This is a genomic window from Pseudobutyrivibrio sp. MD2005 (assembly GCF_000621865.1).
Lineage (GTDB): Bacteria > Bacillota > Clostridia > Lachnospirales > Lachnospiraceae > Pseudobutyrivibrio.
Window position 1 is genome coordinate 81639 of record NZ_JHXE01000017.1, and the last position, 19875, is coordinate 101513.

Genomic DNA, 19875 nt, shown 5'->3' on the forward strand with positions numbered 1-19875 from the left:
GATATCTTTTACAAGGATGGAGTCACTATGGCACGAAGACTTAAACTTAGTATCATAATTGCATTTTGCTTTATTTTAATACTGCCCCTTTGCCATGGGGTTGTTTTTGCTGCGTCCAACTCTTCAAATAAATCCATCGTTGTAGGTGTGCCTCAAGACAGGTGTCCTATCTTTTATGAAGATGAATCCAACCATGAAATTATTGGCATTGGCATAGATTTAATGCGCATAGCCGCAGAAAATGCTGGATATGATGTTACATTCAAAGTCATTAAAGAACCAACTTTAAAGGCCGCTTTAGATAACGATGAATATGATTTAATTATGCCTTTTGGCAGTGCCATTAATAGCGAAAAAGGTGAAGCTTCTATCGTTTCCGAAAACCTTATGGAAACACCATTCACAATGGTTACACTGAATAAACATGAGTTGCAAGACATAAGCCACTTGAAGGTTGGTATGCTAAAATCCTTGGCAGGTAGCGCAGAGACAGTAAATACTTTGTATCCTGACATGCAGATTACACTCTATGAAGATATGAATGAATGCATTGAGGCTCTTAAAGATGGCCAGGTCGAAGCGCTGCTTCACAATTCTTATGTGTGGAGTCATGTTCTTCAAAGTCCTTCACTTAAAGGACTGGTTATGCATCCAACAACAATGTTTACTATGGATTTCAGAGCTGGTACTTTAGATACTCCTGAAGGTCAAGCCCTTATAGATAGTCTAGATGATGGAATCGCAATGATAAAAGATACTCAGCGTCAAGCCATCATTTTAGATTACACATCCCGAAAAACATATAAGTTTAGCTTTAGTGATTATCTTCATATTTATGGCAATATTATTTTTATTGCTGCTTTAATAATACTCATACTAGCTATTCATTTTATAACGAAGCAGCGTGCAATAAAAAAAGAACATGAATCTCAAATTGACAAGCTCATTGATTATGATTCACTAACTGGCGCCCTTAGTTATGTGGGGTTCCGTAAGAAAGTTGAAGAGCTGCTTACAGCCCATCCAGACTTTCCATATTTGATTTCATATAGCAATATTAAGAATTTTAAATTTATCAATGATAGCCTAGGTATGGATGCTGGAAATAGCATTCTAAAATTCTGGGTTGAACGTTCTTTTGAATTGCTAACGGATTGTGAAGCTATAGCTAGAATAAACGCTGATCATATTGCAGTGCTTGGTAAAGTCCCAACTGATAGAGCGATTGATTACGAAGACAATGCTCTATTCCAGTCTCTGCGCTATTACTTTATTAATCAGGGCTTTGATAAAGAAGTTCAGGTTTGCTGCGGAATATATGTCCTTACACCTGAAGATTATACAAACATCAATGTTGATCGAATGCTTGACTACGCACGAATTGCTGAAAAGAAGTTGAGCGAAAAACGTTCCGATGGATTTGAAATATACAACATAGAGCAATGGGAACAAGGTAAAATGCTTGCCGATGTTTGCGGCCATTTCTCTACTGCCATAAGAGACGGTGAAATAAAAGTATGGTATCAGCCTCAGGTTGACTATAAGGAGAAAAAGATTGTCAGTGGCGAGGCACTCTGCCGTTGGAAACATAGTAAACTCGGATGGCTTAGTCCTGGCCTTTTCGTTCCAATGCTTGAGCGTGCAGGACTTATATATACCTTAGACTGTTATGTTTGGGAAAGAGTTTGCCAGGATTTGCACAGATGGAATCAAGAAGGTAAAAGACGATCAGTATCTGTGAATCTATCCCGCTACGACATATCCCACAATAGAAATATTGATGAATATTTCTACAACCTTATTAAAAATTATGATTTAGACCCTAAACAGCTTCGTATCGAAATTACTGAAAGTGCTTACGTAGAGGATACTGATTTCTTACTCGAAACCACCGTCAAGCTGCAAAAACACGGATTCATCGTAGAAATGGATGATTTTGGAAGCGGCTACTCTTCACTGAACATGCTAAAAGAAGTACCTGTTAATGGAATCAAGCTGGATTATGTTTTCCTAAAAGGGGAAAAGAACAAAGAAAAAAGCTACGTTATTATCAACTATATAATCCAGATGCTCATACATCTGGACTTTGATATCATCGCTGAAGGTGTTGAGAATGCTGAGCAGGCAAACTTCTTGCTAGACAAAGGCTGCCGCTACATGCAAGGCTTCTATTTCTACGAACCAATGCCAGTGGAAGAATTTGAGAAACTTGATTTTGACGATATAACAAAGCCTCATTAGCCCCACTATCTAATATAAAACCATATTTAAGGCTCACGCTATAACTGCGTGAGCCTTTTGCAACAGTATCATCAATTTAAAATACCTCTTCGGCAATCTCTTTTACAAGCTTTAACTTTGCCCATTGCTCTTCCTCTGTGAGTTTATTTCCAATTTCACAAGATGCAAATCCACACTATGGATTCCGACAAAGAGATTATTGTCAGAGACCGTGCCACACTTTTCAATCTACTTATCGGCCTAAATGGCTACACCATCTGCAGTGGCGTAATTAGTGAAGAGCTAAACGGCCCTCACATCATAGCCAAGCCACTTGCCATTGATGACTATATGGAGATTGGCTATATTTTGCCTTCAGGCATACCAACATCCTCACTGACACAGAAGTATATCAGCTTTCTAAAAAAATCTACTGTTCACCAAGCTTGCCATGCTTCTCGTAGTTAGTGATTCTTGCAGCCTTGTTGTTGTCATCCACAAAAACAACTTTAGGCTTGTGACCCTTTGCCTCATCGGCCGGAATGCTGCAATAGCACATAATGATAACGTGATCGTTCACTGATACACAGCGGGCGGCAGCACCGTTGAGGCAGATTACACCACTGCCTCTTTCGCCTGCTATTGTGTAAGTTTCAAATCTATTTCCATTTTCCACATCTACAATCTGTACCATCTCGTATTCAAGAATTCCTGCTGCATCAAGTAAATCCTCGTCAATTGTGATGCTTCCAACATAATCAAGCTCCGCTTGGGTTACTGTTGCTCTGTGTATTTTGCCCTTAAGCATTGTTAAATTCATTTCTCTATACCTTTCTTACTTTACTGCTTCTTCAACAATGAAGTTATCAATTAAACGTACCTTGTCTCCAAAATACACAGCCACTGCTGTAAGGATAGGACCATCAATCTTATCCACCTTCTGAAGCTCGTTCCAGTCTACGATTTCCACATAATCAACTCTTGCAAGTGGCTCAGATTCGATGATATCTGTGACAGCCTTCTTTACAGCGTTTGCATCCTTCTCACCTGAGCGAACCATTTCTTCCCCCACTGTAAGAGCCTTGTGAAGAACAAGAGCCTTCTTACGCTCCTCCTCAGTTAGGTATGTGTTGCGTGAGCTCTTAGCAAGACCGCTCTCCTCGCGGATGATTGGACAGCCAACAATTTCGATGTTGAAATTGAGGTCACGAACCATGCGCTTTACGATAGCAAGCTGCTGTGCATCCTTCTGACCAAAGTATGCCTTATCTGCCTCTGTAATGTTAAATAGCTTGCTTACAACAGTGCACACACCGTTAAAATGAATTGGTCTACTCTTTCCACAAAGCTCTGTAGACAAAGTGTCCACACCAACATAAGAATGGAATCCATCCAGGTACATCTCAGATGGCTCTGGATGGAAAATCAAATCAGTACCAAGCCCTTCGCATAATTTGCAATCTGCCTCGAAATCCCTTGGATATGTAGCCAAATCTTCCTTTGGACCAAACTGTATCGGATTTACGAAGTCAGATACGATAACTTTGTCACACTCCCCGCGAGCACGCTTTATAAGGCTAGCATGCCCTTCATGTAAATATCCCATTGTTGGAACAAGGCCAATTGTTAAGCCCTGCTTCTTCCACTCTCTAACGTTTTTCTTAACTTCATCTATAGTTGTAGCTTTAATCATGACTATGCCATTACCCTTTCTTCATCAAGTGTTACTGTGAATTCCTTTGTTGCTGCAGCCTTGCGAACCTCATCCATAACTGCTTCATCGATTTTAAAATTGTGCTCCGCTGCTGGGAAAGCCTTAGATTTAACCTCTGAATCATACTCCTTGAAAGCACGCTTCATTTCCTCACCGATATTTGCAAAATGCTTTACAAACTTTGGCTTAAAGCCTGAGAACATTCCAAGCATATCCTGATATACAAGGACCTGTCCGTCACAGCCATTTCCAGCACCGATACCGATTGTAGGAATTGTAAGCTCTTCAGAAATAAGAGTAGCAAGCTCCTCTGGAACACACTCAAGTGTAACCATAAATGCGCCGGCCTCCTCAACAGCCTTTGCATCCTTAAGAATCTGAATGGCGCGCTCTACATTCTTTCCCTGAACCTTGAATCCGCCAAAGGCATTGATAGATTGAGGTGTAAGACCGATATGAGCAACTACTGGAATATCCGCATTTACGATAGCACGAATCTGCTCGCAAACTGATGCGCCACCCTCAAGCTTTACAGCCTGTGCATGACCTTCCTTAATGAGACGTCCTGCATTTTTTACTGCATCGTAAACTGATGTCTGATAAGACATGAATGGCATATCTGCCACAAGAAATGTATCCTTAAGTCCTCTTGAAACTGAAGCGCAGTGATGAATAATATCATCAACTGTAACAGGAAGTGTATCGCTATATCCCATCATTGTCATTCCAAGGGAATCGCCAATAAGAATGGCATTGATTCCAGACTCCTCCATAAGGCATGCTGTTGAATAGTCATAACATGTAAGCATGCTTATTTTTTCTCCGTCTCTCTTCATCTGCTGAAGAGTTGTCACTGTGTTTTTCATTATTCTCCTAATCCTCCTGATTATTAAGTAGAAGCTCCAACTGGCTATAATCTGACTCTGGATGCTTTTCTTTAGCAACCTCAAGTGTCTTAATTGAAAGAATTCGATAGATTTCTCTATCAATGTCACTAAATACCGCAAGGTGTTTTTCCACCGTTCCTACATCGTTTCGCTCAATAGGACCAGTTAACGCATCCTTTGTGCCTACGCTTAAAACCTTGTTCACGTTGCCAAGCAAAAGTGGTGCTATGGCATCACCTAGCTGGGCATCATAAAATCCGCATTTACGAAGTTCATCCTGGGTGGCCTGCACAAGTGCAACCACAAGATTTGAACACATGACAGCCGCTCCGTGATAACGGGTTTTAACCGATACATCAATAGATACAGTCTTAAGCCCACTTTTCTCTAAAAGTGACTTAATTTCACCAATGTGACCTTCATTTCCTTCAATTGTAAATAGTGCTTTTGGAAGTTCCTTGTATGAACTGTATCTATCTGATACAGCCAAAAGTGGATGGACCGAGAAACCGAATGCGCCAGTTTCTTCAATATCCCTAAAGATTTTCGAAGATAAAGAACCGCTGCAATGACATATCATTTTTCCAGCAATAGACATGTGTTTTATACTATCCCAAACCTTTCCAATAGCATCATCTGGAACAGTGATAAACACCGTATCACTTTCTTTAATTAATGTCTCTAAATTTTGAAAATGTTTTGACTTTGTAAAATCCGCTGCATCTTTAGCGGATGTAGACGTGCGGCTATAGAAGCCCACAAGATTGTGCTGTGTTGTTGCAAAAAGCATGCCAAGAGAACAGCCCACTTTTCCAGCACCTACAAATCCTACCTTCAATGGCAACACCTCCTTTTTCATAGGGGTGATACAGTCTCGTTCAAAATGATACGAGCAGCCATCTTCAGCGCACCTTTTTAAAATTTAGAATCTAAAAGGTATAGTTTCTTTCGAATACCATCCGAAGGACACTATAGCATTTGTGAGGATAAATGTAAATAAGAGCGGATCATCTTTATAAAATAATCCGCTCTTACGTTATTTAAAGTTATTTACAGCGATGTAAACTTTTGAGTTGTATCGTTAAGCTGTTCTGTCACTTCATTATTCTTTTCCATCGCATCAAAAATCTTCTTGATACCAGAAACAATCTCTGTAGAATTCTCTGCGCTCATGTTAATTGCAAGTGAACTTTCTTGAACAGAATTTGTTATTGTATCTACTGCATCAACCATATCTGCCATGATTGAATTCAGACTCTCTGCCTTTTCGGTGAATTCGTTTAGCATATCGTTCATTACTTCTGCAGTGTGTCCATATTTTTCTCCAGTATCTACAAATTCGTCATAGTCTCCGATAACTGTTCCATTAATAAAGTTAAGAACATCTTCTGCATTAGATGCAAGTGTACTAACGGCATGCGTTACTTCACTTGCAATATCCTGAATGGTGGCTGCTGTTTGTCTTGAATTTGCAGCAAGTGCACTAATCTCATCTGCAACAACAGCAAAGCCCTTTCCTGCCTCACCAGCACGAGCTGCCTCAATTGAAGCGTTAAGTGCAAGCAGATTTGTCTGGCTTGCAATATCTAAAATGTCATTTGTAAGGTCGCTAATCTGACTAACTTTTTCTGAATCCTTAACTGATTTTTCAAGTGTTTCTGAAAGAGCTGCCATTCGCTCTCCTACATCAGATTTCTTTGTATTTACCTTAACCTGAAGATCATCAGCCTCTATCTTGATTTCATTTGCAGTGCCTGTTCCTGCCTCAGCCTGGTCTGTAATATTCTGTGCGGCCTGTTTAACATCATCAACTCTTTCATTGATTGACTCAAGAATTCCCACAACAGATTCCATATTTGCTGAAAGCTCTTCTAATGCCGCTGAAGAATTAGTTACATTATCATCAGCAATCCTTAGCTGTGAGTTGACCTCATCTGAAGAAGCACTCAAAACAATGGTTCCATCTTTTACATCCTTCATAATACCTTGCAAAGTCTCGATAAAAAGATTTATGCCATTTTTAATATATAAAAGCTCTGATTTAGTCTTTGTATGAATTCGAGCTGTAAGGTCGCCCTGTCCCTTCTGGATATTTTCAATAATTCCACTAACCTCTTTACTAATGGATTTAATCCTAACAACTATACTTGTATAGCTGATAATAAAGTTCAAAATAATCAGTAGAATTATTATGACAGTACCTATAGTTGCAACAATCTTTCCCTGTGTAAGTAATGCTTTCATCATTTCTTTAGTGCTTGTGGCATTAGTAGTAATCGCCTCGTCCAGCACCTCTGTAGAATGAATAATTGCGACTTTTTGAATCTCGGCTTTATCAAAAAGCATCGCATATGCGTTTTCCTGATCTCCAGCATCGCATTTCGCAATTGCGTTATCGATAAAACCGCACATTCTTTCATATTGGCCTTCTATCTCTTCAATCTGAGCAGAAGCTGCTTCATTTTCATAGGATGCAAAATCATTCTTCAAATCATCAATATCTTTTTCTATCGCAGCTTTTGCAACATCAATTTGTGGAAGTAAAGCCTCCTGTGTCTCCACTGAACCAGATGCAATATATCCTGTCACCTGATCATACATTGCCATAACATCTGTCTTAAGATTTGCCTCATGAGTGGTAAGCTCCATCATTGAATCAAACATATCTACACTGCTTGTGGTAGATTTGTTCATAGCCTGAATAATCATTACCATTACCAGTAAGAACGCAACAAGCATTGCAATATTAAGGGATGAAATCTGTACAATGATTGAATTAAAACCACTTACTTTTGTTGTATTTTTTTCTTTACTCATTGTTATCCCCCCTTTCTATTGCTTCGCATACCAGGCTTCAAGTGTTTGATTTATATCCGCCTCAAAACCTGCTGCGTCCTCTTCGCCAGATACATATCTATAAAAACAATAGCACAGTCCGCCTTCACTATTTCCAATTCCGCTTGGCAGCTGCATCCAATGCCAATCTGATGTTTTTCCTTTTTCAAGATATGATGCAAGCACAGGTGCGAATGGATCTTCCGCAACATATTTGCAATCTGTAAATGGGCTGACGCAACCAGCATCCTCAACTAATATCTTCTGACCTGAGTCACCTGCGCACCACTCTAAGAATGCCTCTGCTGCCTCTACATTACCTTCCTTAACCACACCCCACCAGGAAGGTGCAGAAGTAAGAATTGTATCCATTCCTTCTTCAAATGCGTAAGGAAGCATTCCAACCTGGAAACTACCAGCAGCTTTATACTCTTCGCTTGATGATAATGCTGCGCCTATCCATGAGCCTTGAGTTATAAATGCATATTTTCCTGATGCAAATCCACTAAGCTGCTCATCGTAGCTACCTGAAAGCATCAACTGCGGATTAGCATATTGAGTAAACATATTTATCATAGCGGCATAATTCTGGAATCTTGAAGAATCAACCTGCTTATTAGAAGCAATGCCATCAATATAGGTTGTGTCATCTCTTCCCATGCCAGAATCAATATAAACACCAAATAAATGGTTACCTGATGACCAACCAAGGCCTTCTGGCTCTGCACCAAAGGCAATTACTCCATCAAGTCCTAATTCTTCACTATGGGCAGCCACTGTTTCAAAAGCTGCTCTCATAGATTCTGGCCCTGTAATAGAATTTGGATCCACGCCGCATCTACTAAGAATATCTGCATTGTAAATCAATCCGATGGCCTCTGTTGTGTATGGAAATCCAATTGTGCCATAGGTATCGTCTATAAATGCCCCCGATGTTTTAGATGCCCATTCCTGGTCGCTCATATCTACAAGCATTCCATCCCAGTTAGAAAAGCTTGATGCTTCGCAGGCAATAATATCAGGCATTTGATTTGCCAAATAATACCCTTTTAGCATGGCTTGCGAATCCACAGATGGGCCAGCAGACAAAACCTCTACATGCACTCCAGTCTCCGCCTCATACTGCTTGGCCAAGTCCATCACCTGATCATTTATCTCAGATTTAATATTTATCATTGTGATGGTGGTGCCTTCTGCAGTTCCTGCCCCTTCATTAGCATTTTCACCATCTGCTGACTCAGCATCACTCTTTCCGCAGCCTGCAAAAGTCATCGCTATTAGTAGTAGGACTGTGCAAAGTAAAATAGAAAACAGTTTTTTCATTCCTCACCCTCCTTAGCATGAAATGGTGTGTATTATTTCCCTCTATTCTAAATAAATAAAATTAAAAAACTGTGAACAAAACAAAAAAAGTTCCCTGATTTTGTATATCAAGGATCTTTTCCTTAGTTGCTTTTGTACCATCCTGTAAATTATGTTTGGCTTACAGCTGAAGTTCCTGTAGAATATTTAAAGAAAATATAAAGAATCGAGGACGAACTAATGGCATTCATTGGAATATTATTGGTAGGCATATTGATGATTGCAGCTTTCTTGGCTGTTGTAGGCTTAGTTCTTTTTCTCATAGGAGTTGGCATTACCGCTCTTATTAGCAGTGCCGTTCTAGCTAATACAGGAAAAACTCTCAGTGAGTCTAAGCGAAAGAGAACTTTAGTAATCGTACTTCTTGTTGCTGCAGCACTAGCCCTAATTCCATCAGGCTTTCTGATTTATAAATTCGTAGTAGTTTTTTTATTATAGAAATAACAAATTAGGCTGCCATCCGGCAGCCATAACCACGTCTGGCAATCTAATTTTCAAACAACCACTCCATTACCGATACACATCTATATGCATAATCAAACGATGCCATATGGTACTGAACACTCTGCATCATGGAATCATCACCACCTGCGTTCATGCCCCCTTGACCACCTGCTGGCTTTTCTGCAGCTTCTGCAGATTCATCATCTGCTGGCAGGTCTGAGCTTTCACTGTTTGAATTCATCGCAGGCTTTTCTCCTCCATCTGAAGAACCGTTAGGGCCTGCAAATGACATTTGACTACTTGCCTCTATTGTTCCAGTCTTCCATGATACAAAATATGCATTTGTATCACCTGATAAAAGCTCTGATGTTGCTGCTGAAAGCTCATCTGGAGTCCATGTTCCATCCCACTGAGCATATGTGTAATCCACGCCATCCTCATCAAACATTGTCATGACTTCCTGCATGCCATTGTATGCATTAGTATCATCCTCGGCCGCAAAATAAATAAATGTCTGATTTTCAAGAGACGAAAGTGTAGTCACATCCCACTGACCATCAACAAACATACAAGCCGCATAAAGATCTGGATACTCAGATGCGAGAATGAGTGTTGTCATACATCCCATTGATTGACCTGTTCCATAGATTCTATCTGTATCAACAGCGTACTCCTCTGCCACATCATCGATAAGTCGTTTTGTAAGTTCCACATATTCTGTTGTGCTATAACCATTTTGGTCATCAAGAATTGTTTCTGGATAACTTGGCACCAACACGATGCTCTGATTTGCAGATTGCCATTCTTCTGAAGCCCACACAAGTGCACCTCTTCCCTGTGTCAATGATGCTGTTGCGTCATCCCCTGCACAGCTGGAATCTGCTATAAAAACAACCATTGGATATTCTTCAGATTCGTCATAATCCTCTGGTAAATAGATATTGTAAGTAACAGTAAGACCTGTCTCATCATCGGTGTACTCAACCTGCTCAAACGCATCAGCATAAGCTTCTACCAATGCATCTGCGTCCTCTGCAAAACTGTTGTCCACATTTCCTGTAGTTGTTGCTTCAGCCTCAGATGATTCTGTTGCAGTTGTCTCCGTAGATGATTCAGTACTGTCTGTGTTCTCTGTCTGTCCACATGCAACGGCCGACAAGCCCATTACTCCACATACCATTAATGCTAATAGTTTCTTCATTTATAAGTTCCTCCAATTTTAAAATATTTTCTCCTGCTCCACTAATAAGCAGTATTCGAAAGATACATTTTTCATAATTGGAGTATTTTATAAAGCGAGCTACCATTCGCTGCCAAAAGACAAAGCAAATGATAGCCCGCTTATGTGATGTTATTGTGTTGTTTAACTATTTTTTAGCTGATAATTCCTTGAACCCTCTTGCCAACAATTAGCTTTCTAATCTGATTCGTATTTGCGATAGGATAAATATCCATTATATGATTTGCTATAGCATCACCTGATTCACTAGGATTTTCATTATATCTTGATGTCACATGCTCGCGGCCCCATATAGCCTCCGGCATAGCATACACAGCTATCGGCCATCCATAAAGTTCGCCCTTTTTATTCTTGCGCTGTCGAAAATCTCGTACCACAAGATAAGTCATCATTTGTAAATCAGTAATAGTTCCATCAAAGCCTTTTTCGCCATCCTTACTGAATCCAGCTTCTTTTTTAAGCTCGTTTGAATACATCTCATCCTTCCCCTCAAAGACATCCATAATCTTCTTCTGTCTTCGAGAAGCTTTTTCATCATCCCAAAGTGCATCGAAATCGTATCCATCACGTCTATAATTGGCAAAATATGGTAGCCATTCTTTGGATATAAAACCAGCTTTCTTGTTAAAGAATTTGCCATATGCTACATCACCACTGCGGGCAATAAGTTCTCTCCATTCCCATGGATCCACCTCAGGATCTCCGCACCACCAGTACTCTGGCACAGTGCGTTCTTCTAGCGAGAAGCCTGGGATTTCATTTTTAAATAATGGCAGAAATCCTATCTCATTTATGTATGCAATTGCTTCATCTACTGTATGCAAGCATTCCGGATCATCCCATTCAACTCCATACATTACCCATGTACCATTTTCGTTTGGCATTGTTTCCTCCGCTGATTATAAGTATTAGTGCTCATATATTTTTCATCCATAGCATTAAGATATAAATAATCTGACCTGCTAAGGCTTCTCGAAATTGGCGCGAAAGAAAGGATTAAGTTATTATAAAAAAATATTCTTATTTTCTTCCTCGCCTATATAGCAAAATTAAAATCGGTACAAGCCACAACGCCATAGCAATACAAACCTGCATAACACTATCTGAATACTCTTCATCTTCAACTTTAGCATACAGACCATATTCATTAAGACCGTAATATAAAACTCCATCTTTTTTTATTGTATAAAGAATGGCAGGAGTCTCTATTTTCTCTTCACTTACCAGTGAAACTAACGTGTTATCTTCTAAACAAAATGTGTACTCATATCCCCAGGTATAATCGTGAAAATGTCTTCTATGAGTGAGTTCTTTTACACTGACTATTGTTCCATTTACTTTTTCTATATATTGTTCATTGCTATTAAACCATTTATCAAAGTTATTATTATCCTGCATAATGAGACGCCCGGAAAATATAATGCCAATCAGGATTATAATAACCAAAACTCTATTGAGCCATTTAGATTGTTTCTTATGCTCCAACTCTTGTAACTCCATATATATTTTCTTGTATTACAACAAATCTCTGTAAACTTGATTTGTTTCATAAAATAATTCTATTTGTTCCATGCATAAAAATAAAGTATGACTTCTTGCTGACAGAACAATGAATTTGTCAGCAAGAATCCTGCTTTGCAGGACATGAAAATAGATAAATCTATTTTCATGGTATTTACGATTCCTGAAAAACTGATGTTTTTCAAGAATCTATACAAAAGTGAGCCTTATTTCATAACATTATTTTACTGCGAACAGTAATTAAGTATTACACAATTCTTTGAAACTGTCCCCTAAAAAATAATCAAAACTGGATATTTCAAAGTGCACAGGAATCATATATTATTTTCTCCAACAAAAGGAGGAGAACTTGTTATGTATGAATTTACTGATTTTAAAAAGATTGATATGCACTCGCATATTGGAACCTGGGGTAATCCATTTAACTTTAGTGGGGACATTAATTTAGTTATTGATTTGATGGATAAATTTAATATAGAAAAGACAGTCTTATGCCCTTCTGATTCTTCTAAAAACGCGGATATTCTAGAAGCTTATGAAAAGGCTAAAGACAAGATTATTCCAGTGCCTTGGGTTGATTGTACAAAAGAACAAGCTGCCTATGACGAACTAGAATATTTAATTCGTGATAAAGGCTGCAAAGGGGCAAAGATACAATCATTATTTGATGGCTATGCTGCTGATTCTCCAATAGTAGATCCAGTAGCTGAAATCTGTGAATCCTATAATGTGCCTTTCTTTGTGCATTCAGGACATGAACCTTTCTCATTGCCTTGGCAGATAGGGCTTTTAGCAGAGCGACATCCAAAATGTAAATTTGTAATGCTTCATATGGGGCATGGCCATGGAATATATGTTGAGGCAGCTCAGACTATTGCTAAAAGATATAAAAATATATGGCTTGAAACTTCTGGCACTTCGATGACTGCTCAGATTTTCAATGCTTATAAAAACGTGGGAAATGACAGAGTTATGTTTGGACTAGATACGCCATTTCATGCACCAGAGGTGGAAATCCAAAAGATTCTTTCTTGCCCATTAAAAGAAAAGGATTATGAGAACATATTCTATAACAATGCAAAGAACTTTTTAGGATCACTTTTAGATTAGGGGGACACATTCATGGAAAAGACTAGATATAATCAAAAAGATATTGCTGTAGTTGGGCTTATGATTGCTTTAGTATTTATTGGGACCTTTTATTTTAAGATTCCAACAGCCTTTGGATACACTCATTTAGGGGATTGCATGATTATTCTTGCAACATGCCTGCTTGGTACCAAAAAAGGTGCTATAGCGGGAGCATTAGGCGCTGGCCTTGCCGATTTCATCGGCGGATACACAGCTTGGGTATTGCCTACAATGGCTTTTAAAGCAGCCTGGGTCCTTGTGATGGGATTTATTGCATTTAAATTGTTTAAGAACTTTAAATACAACCTTTGGATTGGGGCTATAATTGGAGGACTTGTACACATAGCCTTATATACACTTATAAAAATACCAATGTTTGGTCTTGCTTATGCACTATCTACTCTTCTAACCCTTAGCCTTCAGACATTAAGCGGAATAATACTTGGAAATATCCTTTATGGATTGATGAAAAACAAGATTAGGTTGGAAGCTGTATAAAAATATAGAGATTAAAAATTAGCGTAGGAGCCTTACTCTCCTACGCTATTATGATTTCATAGGCCTTTTACCCAGATAACATTTTCTTGTTAATAGTATCCTCATGCATGAATAATATCTTCACTCACACTGCACTCTTTTAATTCAGCAATTATTCTGGGTGGTTGCAATTAGATATTAAAAATTGTATTATTAGATTGAATTTAGGTCTTAAAAATTGTAAGTATATCTCTTTTTTAGACATTAAAAATTGTATTTTCATTTCGGATTAGGTCTTAAAAATTGTGATTAACACTTTGGAGGTACGATATATGCAGCGTTTTGCAATGGGTAAACTTGTCGACTGGAAAAATAGTACAAAAAGAAAGCCTTTAGTTATAATGGGAGCACGTCAGGTTGGCAAGACTTGGTTAATGCAGGAATTTGGAAAACAATACTATAAAAAAGTAGCATATATATCATTCTACAACAACACTTCCATGGCTCGTGTATTTGAACAAGATTATGATATAAATAGAATTATTTCTGCAATCAATATTGAAGTTGGTTTTACTGTATCTGCCGATGATACGCTAATTATATTTGACGAAATACAAAATGCACCAAGAGCATTTGAATCTCTAAAATACTTTTATGAGAATGCACCTGAATACCATGTAATTGTGGCAGGCTCTCTTTTAGGCGTAGCCTTGCATGAAGGTATTTCATATCCTGTTGGAAAAGTAATAACATTAAATCTTTATCCACTCAATTTCAGAGAATTTCTATACGCAGTTGGTGAAAATGGTCTGGCTGATGCTCTTAAGACAAAAGATTATTCTTTAATTGATAGTTTTTCAGAAAAATATATTTATCATTTGAAAAACTACATGTATGTAGGTGGCATGCCAGAAGCTGTAAACGCTTTTTTAAATAACAGTGATTACTATGCCGCTAGAGAGATTCAAAAAGAAATTATACTTCAATATAAAGGCGATTTCGGCAAACACATTTCTGCCAATGAAGTAGTTAGAGTTAATATGGTTTGGGATGGCATCCCAATGCAATTAGCAAAAGAAAATAAAAAGTTTTTCTTTGGACAAATAAAAAAAGGCTCACGTAGTAGCGAATTCGAAAAAGCCATACAGTGGTTAGTTGATAGTGGTTTAGTATATCGTGTTCATAAAGTAAATGAGCCTCATGTTCCTCTTTCTGCATACAAGGAGCTCTCATTTTTTAAACTATTCTTTTTGGATATTGGTTTGTTAGGTGCTATGAGTGAATTAGATTTACATTCTATTATCGAAGGTAACAGCCTTTTTGTGGAATTTAAAGGTGCCCTAACAGAGCAATATGTTTTACAACAAATTATTAGCGATACTGAGTATTCGCCATATTACTATGGGACTGAATCGGCTACTTTTGAGCAAGATTTTCTTATTCAGAAAGGAATGGATGCTGTTCCAATTGAAGTAAAAGCAGAGGCTAATATTCGCTCTCAAAGTTTAAAAGCATATTACGAAAAATTTCACCCTTCTACTTCTATCAGATTATCCTTACTAAATTATAAAGAGCAGGAATGGATGGTTAATATTCCACTTTATGCAGTATGTAATATGTAGTAGCTATAAAGGACATCTATGCAATCAAAGATGCCCTTCATCATAGCAATATTGATACTTCCAAGCATTATATTTCAGATAAGGAAGCTAGAATCGATGCGGCTACGGAGGCTGCTAGTACGTTCTTTAGCTAATTTTTAACGCTACCGCTAATATTTATAACCCCTTCCCTATCGTGGGAATTCTTTTTCAAACGCATAATAATTACGATCAGGTGGAACAGCAAATACTACCTTTTTAACCTTAGTATCGCTGAAAAAATCTCTAAAATAAGCTGCCACTACTTCCGGATTCTGAGCAAAGACTCCGCAGCCAAATGCCCCTGCGATTAATATATCCACGCTCTCAGTATCGCAAATATCCCTTATAAACCTAATCCTATCCTTAAGTGCTGTCTCATTGTCTAATTCACTGACTCTACCATTTCTATGCAATGTAGAACGATTAGGTGCAGCACAGGTAATTACATCAGCAGACACATGATTTTTGTATTCATCACTGAAAAAGAAAACCTCAGGCGAATATAGAGCTCTATTCGTATACAAGCCCATATTGTAGTTAGATTCATTCCATTCATAATAATCTTGAAACTCTCTTAAAACATTATAAAGAAAAGAAGCATGACATATCGCTTCTTCTTGAGCTATGGCGCCATTTATAAAGCCTCCACCAGCATGTCTGTAACTTGCAAAATTAAGTACTGCCACCTTCTCTTTACCAGCATTTCTCATGATGCTATCTTGTGTATATGATTGTTCAAGTAAGAATTCTGCTACACTTCCTGCCGTACTGCTTCTGACGAAATCTGTTCTATATATGCGGGTTTCAGCAATGCTTTTGTTAATTTCTTTTGAATACAGCTCTTCCATAATTGCTGTATGTTTTTCTGCTTTTTCTTTCATTTGTTCTTTTCTGCCCATAATATTACCTACCTTCTATACTTATTTGGGTATCTTCTTGTACTTTAGTATATATTTTTCTATTCGTTCTTTATGACACGCATCACAAAGAGTCTTAACCCAGAAAATTCCTACAGAGGAATCATTTCTTAATTCTCCTTCTGCGCCACATAGTTCACAAGTGTGCCTGCTTTTCTCTTCTGCTGCGTGAACAATAGAACGAATATCCTGCCGTAGTTTTGCTTTGGCATCATCTATATAGACTTCTACTTTTGGCTCAAAACGTATGCTTTCTCCTGTTGCAAGGTCATCAAAAGCTGCAATTCCACATGGTGCATCCGTATATCCATAGTAAAAACGTAGCGCACCAAACTTTTCTTTTATCTGAGCAGGCTCAAAGTCTATCTCACTTAATCCAATACCTTCTATGGCATATCTTGCAACAATAGCCTCACAACACTCCCTAAGTAACTGATACCATCCACCAGAGCATTCAAATCCCCTTTCTCTATAAATAGTATGGGAATCATCAGTGCTTTGCTCCATAAATGGAAAATCCTCTTGCAATTTTATCTTCCACTCATCAAATGGTACAATCTTTCCTCTATGATTCAATTTTTCTCTTACAACCATTTTCACACCTCCATATCTGATTTACTTTAGTTTAATAATTTGTCTGATTTTGATATTCCTTCTAAAAAAATCATCGCTGATATACTAGGTGTTGCAGATGCGTATGTAGAACACTCTATCCCTTGTCCCTTTGTATCTAGAAATCTTTCCCATAGTTTATTATAATCTTCAAATCCGTAGTGATTGTCATCTAGAATAACGAAATCCTCAATATCATCATGCTTTTCTATATATTCTAGTATACCATCTTCCCGGCTTTCACCAGCACGCTCTTTTGTTTCTCCTAAAATATTTATCCCATGCCTAGCCAATCCGTCCTTAAGATACAAGAAATCTTCATGATCCTTTCTTAGATTTTTCCATGTCGTTGTCAATACAACACCATCACAACCAGCGTAACGCATGGCGTCGCCTAATAGCTTTAGTCTAAACTCAACTATTCCAACGTACTTACCAGATGGAGCTACAACGCACGATTTTGATGTATTTAACACTCCGTCTACATCTAAGAAAACTACAAAACTCATATAACACCTCCTATAAAAAAGCCCCACTGATGTTGAATCAGTGAGGCTAACCTCGTAATTTGTAAATGTCTATGAAACACTTCCATTGCTAAATATAGATTTCTTGTAAAGGTGTATATATACTCCTTATTGAAGCACTATATCACAACCATGTTCCAATTTTACTTCATGTGTGATTTGATCAAATTTTAGCAAAACTTCTTTCATGTTATCTCTATTTCGTACCTTTCTTGGATTATTTGTGAAGCTCTCCTGTATGATATATTTTTTTCTCCCATATAGAGGACCCATGTGTATTGGATTCATAGTCCAATGAACCTTGGTTTCTTTTGGAACTCTGGCTGTTTTTACTTCCTCGATAAGATCTATCCTGAAAGAAGTAAGGTTGTTAGTGTACCATGGAAAGAATCTGTCATATTTATAATACTCCCTTCCTCTAGGATAATTATAGGTTTCAGCTGGTCTTTCATGCCAATTACAAATCAACCAAAAATATGAATCCTTTTGTACCAGTCTGTATGGACTGACTTGATAAAGCGTTGGATTATTTCCATTTATATCTAACACAGTTATGTCTGTCATATATCCGTGCTTTATGTGTTCTCGCAGCTGCTTGATAATTCCTTCGATTTTCTGCGTGTCACCAGTAATAGTTTCATCCAGTTTTCTGATAAGACACCCTTTCATCTCCTCAGGCGAAGGGTAATGCTTACTTCCAAGCGTATTTTTCAGCCTATCTTCTAAAGATAATTTTTCTTCTTCAGTAAAATTATGGGTGCAGCGGACACACTCAACGAGAAATGCCAATTCTTCTTCATCAACAGGATGATTATAATAGACTTTTCCATTTCTCTTACCAGAATCTTCGGATTGTAAATATCCAGGATAATTAATCCTGAATTCAGACTCATCTAGTAACATACCATTTTCATCAATGTTGTATGCATCTGCTAATTCTTTTAAACGTCTAGCGTAAGTACCTTTATCTCCCATAAGCTGTTTGGATAGTTCCTCTCCCATTTGCTCTCTAATACTGTGCTGCGTGGCAGGATGATTCTTATCTGTGTTTCGCTTTAAAAATTCTAATAATCTAATTCCATTTGTTAATGATGATTTTGACATACTATTCACCTGAATTCTCATGTAACTTATTCTTTAGTTCTTCAACCATAAGTTCACTACGTTTCTTTATTCTGTCAGCCGCATTCTCAAAGAAATCTTCACACTGTTTTTTGCAGAGTGGCATTGTATTCTCAAATATTCCATCTTCAGTTCTCTCAAAGTGCCCTTTCCAGAGTTCTAGTGGTGCTCCGTAATTGCCATTACCTTCCTCTATAACAAATGGTTGCATAAAATTATTCTCAACAAAGCTATCCCAACTTCCAAATTCACATAGCCACTTAATGCATTGTTTAACATTGGCACAGTTTCTACCCAACAAGAGACATAATTCCTTATTTTTATTGCAATCGCACTCGTTTTCAATTGTCTTAAGAATTGCATCCTTCTCTAAGGATTCATTTTCTTTATACCAATTGTAAATTCGAAGTAATGTTAAATCCCAATAATCATTTGTGGTTTTATATCTTGGTACATTAAATTGTCCACCATCTGATTCAAAAGGTACGGGTATAAAATTGCCTAATGTATAACTTGCCTTAAGAAAATCATCTAAACCTTTATTATCTTGTATGCACTTTCTAATAAAATCTTCCTTTGCTTGGCAATATATTTCTAGTGTTTCTTCTTTTATTGCTTTTAATGTTGACCGCCGAATTCTAATTACCTCAGACGACAAGTCTGCGACAATCTGAAGTCTAAGGCCATCTCCTTTAGCTCTTACTGTGCGTCGTTTTAAGCGACACTTTTTTTATTGTATTGTTTTACAAAAATTATTATCCTTATCTTATAAGTTCTACGTAACTGTAAACAAAAAAGAAGGGAGCCTCCCCGACCAAAGTTTGGCTCTCCTTCCTCTCAAAAAACCACGGACACCATTTGGTATACCGTGCCACACTGTTATGATAAGAGTTAACGCCAAGCTTGGCAAGATAATTTCTTGTAAAATTTCTGATATCGACTTGTTTAATGCTTCTTTATCCCTTGTAGATCTGTCAGAAGAAATCTGCTCAAATCCTAAATGCCACGCCAAGGGTTGTTGCCGTATGCACGCCTCTTATACAAGAGACATCATTTCTTTTTATCACGGCAAACGTCAGGAATCACAAGTGGTAATCCCTCGCGTTTACTGTGAGTCTTGCGGTAAAACTCATGCTCTTATTCCTGAGCATCTCATTCCTTATGGCAGCTATTCCATTCGCTTTATCCTAGCTATCATCTACGTTTATTCCCAAAAGAAATAC

Annotated in this window: 21 protein-coding genes; 7 read left to right on the plus strand and 14 right to left on the minus strand. The window is 37.9% G+C overall.

Annotated elements, in window-relative coordinates; all coding sequences use genetic code 11:
* The first annotated feature begins 27 nt into the window (after nucleotides 1-27).
* Entirely contained in the window at nucleotides 28-2241 is a 2214-nt protein-coding gene (locus tag T498_RS0107955) for an EAL domain-containing protein (RefSeq protein WP_028235450.1), read from the plus strand.
* A 177-nt stretch (nucleotides 2242-2418) separates the two neighbouring features.
* Nucleotides 2419-2688: a hypothetical protein gene (locus T498_RS16755; protein WP_242839220.1), complete on the plus strand. Its 270-nt coding sequence runs from the start codon at nucleotides 2419-2421 to the stop codon at nucleotides 2686-2688.
* Here the strand turns inward: T498_RS16755 and panD are convergent.
* The 6 genes from panD to T498_RS0107985 all read right to left on the minus strand — a co-directional run bounded on the left by panD (nucleotide 2651) and on the right by T498_RS0107985 (nucleotide 8979).
* Nucleotides 2651-3040, minus strand: coding sequence for an aspartate 1-decarboxylase (gene panD / locus T498_RS0107960; RefSeq protein WP_028235451.1), 390 nt, complete (start codon nucleotides 3038-3040; stop codon nucleotides 2651-2653). The two genes, T498_RS16755 and panD, sit on opposite strands and share 38 nt — an antisense overlap.
* Nucleotides 3041-3055: 15 nt before the next feature.
* Nucleotides 3056-3913, minus strand: coding sequence for a pantoate--beta-alanine ligase (gene panC, locus T498_RS0107965; protein ID WP_028235452.1), 858 nt, complete (start codon nucleotides 3911-3913; stop codon nucleotides 3056-3058).
* A gap of 2 nt (nucleotides 3914-3915) precedes the next feature.
* A complete protein-coding gene (gene panB, locus T498_RS15305) occupies nucleotides 3916-4800 on the minus strand; it encodes a 3-methyl-2-oxobutanoate hydroxymethyltransferase (RefSeq protein ID WP_081779722.1) in 885 nt (294 codons plus the stop codon).
* A 7-nt stretch (nucleotides 4801-4807) separates the two neighbouring features.
* Entirely contained in the window at nucleotides 4808-5659 is an 852-nt protein-coding gene (locus T498_RS0107975) for a Rossmann-like and DUF2520 domain-containing protein (protein ID WP_028235453.1), read from the minus strand.
* 212 nt (nucleotides 5660-5871) lie between these two features.
* A complete protein-coding gene (locus T498_RS0107980; protein WP_028235454.1) occupies nucleotides 5872-7638 on the minus strand; it encodes a methyl-accepting chemotaxis protein in 1767 nt (588 codons plus the stop codon).
* 15 nt (nucleotides 7639-7653) lie between these two features.
* Nucleotides 7654-8979: an ABC transporter substrate-binding protein gene (locus T498_RS0107985; RefSeq protein WP_028235455.1), complete on the minus strand. Its 1326-nt coding sequence runs from the start codon at nucleotides 8977-8979 to the stop codon at nucleotides 7654-7656.
* Nucleotides 8980-9198: 219 nt separating this feature from the next.
* Here T498_RS0107985 and T498_RS0107990 point away from each other — a divergent pair, with 219 nt between their 5' ends.
* A complete protein-coding gene (locus T498_RS0107990; protein WP_028235456.1) occupies nucleotides 9199-9456 on the plus strand; it encodes a hypothetical protein in 258 nt (85 codons plus the stop codon).
* 49 nt (nucleotides 9457-9505) lie between these two features.
* Here the strand turns inward: T498_RS0107990 and T498_RS16210 are convergent, their stop codons facing one another.
* The 3 genes from T498_RS16210 to T498_RS0108005 all read right to left on the minus strand — a co-directional run bounded on the left by T498_RS16210 (nucleotide 9506) and on the right by T498_RS0108005 (nucleotide 12202).
* The gene (locus T498_RS16210) at nucleotides 9506-10663 is read right to left on the minus strand and encodes an alpha/beta hydrolase-fold protein (RefSeq protein WP_051524675.1); all 1158 of its coding nucleotides are present in this window, start codon (nucleotides 10661-10663) and stop codon (nucleotides 9506-9508) included.
* A gap of 173 nt (nucleotides 10664-10836) precedes the next feature.
* Nucleotides 10837-11586: an AlkZ-related protein gene (locus T498_RS0108000; RefSeq protein WP_028235457.1), complete on the minus strand. Its 750-nt coding sequence runs from the start codon at nucleotides 11584-11586 to the stop codon at nucleotides 10837-10839.
* Nucleotides 11587-11722: 136 nt separating this feature from the next.
* Nucleotides 11723-12202: a hypothetical protein gene (locus T498_RS0108005; protein ID WP_028235458.1), complete on the minus strand. Its 480-nt coding sequence runs from the start codon at nucleotides 12200-12202 to the stop codon at nucleotides 11723-11725.
* A gap of 375 nt (nucleotides 12203-12577) precedes the next feature.
* On the opposite strand from T498_RS0108005, the gene T498_RS0108010 reads away from it, so the two are divergent.
* From T498_RS0108010 to T498_RS0108020, 3 genes are all read left to right on the plus strand, one after another.
* Nucleotides 12578-13333, plus strand: a complete 756-nt coding sequence (locus tag T498_RS0108010) for an amidohydrolase family protein (RefSeq protein ID WP_028235459.1) — start codon at nucleotides 12578-12580, stop codon at nucleotides 13331-13333.
* Nucleotides 13334-13345: 12 nt separating this feature from the next.
* Nucleotides 13346-13852 carry an ECF transporter S component gene (locus tag T498_RS0108015; protein WP_028235460.1) on the plus strand — a complete coding sequence of 169 codons (507 nt, stop codon included), beginning with the start codon at nucleotides 13346-13348 and terminating at the stop codon, nucleotides 13850-13852.
* 311 nt (nucleotides 13853-14163) lie between these two features.
* Nucleotides 14164-15453, plus strand: a complete 1290-nt coding sequence (locus T498_RS0108020; RefSeq protein WP_028235461.1) for an ATP-binding protein — start codon at nucleotides 14164-14166, stop codon at nucleotides 15451-15453.
* 170 nt (nucleotides 15454-15623) lie between these two features.
* On the opposite strand, the gene T498_RS0108025 is transcribed toward T498_RS0108020, so the two are convergent.
* The 5 genes from T498_RS0108025 to T498_RS0108045 form a co-directional block, all read right to left on the minus strand.
* Complete coding sequence (locus T498_RS0108025) at nucleotides 15624-16373, minus strand: TIGR02452 family protein (protein WP_028235462.1); 750 nt, start codon at nucleotides 16371-16373, stop codon at nucleotides 15624-15626.
* Nucleotides 16374-16394: 21 nt separating this feature from the next.
* A complete protein-coding gene (locus tag T498_RS0108030; RefSeq protein WP_051524676.1) occupies nucleotides 16395-16985 on the minus strand; it encodes a hypothetical protein in 591 nt (196 codons plus the stop codon).
* A 26-nt stretch (nucleotides 16986-17011) separates the two neighbouring features.
* The gene (locus tag T498_RS0108035) at nucleotides 17012-17512 is read right to left on the minus strand and encodes an HAD domain-containing protein (RefSeq protein ID WP_028235464.1); all 501 of its coding nucleotides are present in this window, start codon (nucleotides 17510-17512) and stop codon (nucleotides 17012-17014) included.
* A 126-nt stretch (nucleotides 17513-17638) separates the two neighbouring features.
* Entirely contained in the window at nucleotides 17639-18634 is a 996-nt protein-coding gene (locus T498_RS0108040) for a hypothetical protein (protein WP_028235465.1), read from the minus strand.
* Between the two features lies 1 nt (nucleotide 18635).
* Nucleotides 18636-19310 carry a hypothetical protein gene (locus T498_RS0108045; RefSeq protein WP_028235466.1) on the minus strand — a complete coding sequence of 225 codons (675 nt, stop codon included), beginning with the start codon at nucleotides 19308-19310 and terminating at the stop codon, nucleotides 18636-18638.
* Between the two features lie 223 nt (nucleotides 19311-19533).
* On the opposite strand from T498_RS0108045, the gene T498_RS16900 reads away from it, so the two are divergent.
* On the plus strand, nucleotides 19534-19875 hold a 342-nt coding region (locus T498_RS16900), incomplete at its 3' end, for a DUF6431 domain-containing protein (protein ID WP_242839219.1).